1 pseudogene is annotated in these 1273 nt (G+C 69.6%); it reads left to right on the top strand.

Features of this window, described 5'->3' with window-relative positions:
- Positions 1-252: 252 nt before the first annotated feature.
- Positions 253-1273: pseudogene (locus DBR20_RS21020) on the top strand (phosphoribosylformylglycinamidine synthase); the annotation flags it as partial.

Below are 1273 nucleotides of genomic sequence, written 5' to 3'. Positions count from 1 at the left end.
GGTGGGTCCGGTTGCGGGGGCGTGAGCGCCATGGATGGCGCGCCCGAGCCTACATGGACGTATTCACGGCGTCCCCCGCCACCGGACCCACCCTGCCACCCCACGGAATGCCCGCCGTTGATTTGGCCGTTGCCGTTGCCGTTGCTTCGGCTCTGGCTCTGGCCTCTGCGGGTGCCGGGCGCCGCCCGGCCGAAGCCTACCCCCGCTTCCGGTACAATGTCGGGCCCGTTTCCCAACTACGGTTCCCCGGACATGATGGTCCTCGAGGGCGCGCCCGCCCTGTCGCCGTTCCGCCGCGAACGTCTTGAATCCCGCCTGCAGTCCATCGCTCCCTCCCTGCGCATCAGCGGCGCCTGGCACGTCTACTTCGTGCAGGCCGAGGGCACTGCCGCCCCCGACGTCGGTACCCTGTGCCGCATCCTGGAAGCCCGTCCGCAGTCCGAGGCGGTCGCTGACGGTGCGGTCAGTCGCATCGTGGTGCCGCGCCTGGGCACGCTGTCGCCGTGGTCGAGCAAGGCCAGCGAACTGGTCCGCGGTGCCGGCCAGCCGGTGAGCCGGGTCGAGCGTGGCCTGCGCATCGACGTGCAGGGCTGGCCGACAGACGCTGCCGCCCAGCAGGCACTGATCAAGGTGCTGCACGACCCGATGACGCAGTCGGTGCTGGAGACCGTCGATCAGGGCCAGTCCCTGTTCTCGACCCCGGCCCGTGGCGAACTGGAGCGCGTGCCGGTGGACCAGCTGGAGGCCGCCAACCAGCGCCTCGGCCTGGCCATGGCGCAGGACGAGATCGACTACCTGCGCGAGCGCTTCACCGCGCTGGGCCGGTCGCCGTCGGACGTGGAACTGATGATGTTCGCGCAGGCCAATTCCGAGCACTGCCGGCACAAGATCTTCAATGCCAGCTGGACCATCGACGGCCAGGAGCAGGACCGCTCGCTGTTCCGGATGATCAAGAACACCCACCAGCAGACGCCGCAGCACACGCTCAGCGCGTACAGCGACAACGCGGCGGTGATCGAAGGCCATCCGGCCTCGCGCTATCGCCCTGACCCGGACAGCGGCGAGTACCGCCGCGAACCGCAGGTGCCCAGCGCGTTCCAGATCAAGGTGGAAACGCACAACCACCCGACCGCGATCGCGCCGTTCCCGGGCGCCTCGACCGGCGCCGGTGGTGAAATCCGCGACGAAGGTGCAACCGGTCGTGGCGGCAAGCCGAAGGCCGGCCTGAGCGGTTTCTCGGTCTCGCACCTGCGCATTCCCGAACTGCCGCAGC

This window comes from Stenotrophomonas sp. HMWF023, assembly GCF_003060985.1.
Lineage (GTDB): Bacteria > Pseudomonadota > Gammaproteobacteria > Xanthomonadales > Xanthomonadaceae > Stenotrophomonas > Stenotrophomonas lactitubi.
This window is presented reverse-complemented; position numbering and strand designations above follow the sequence as displayed.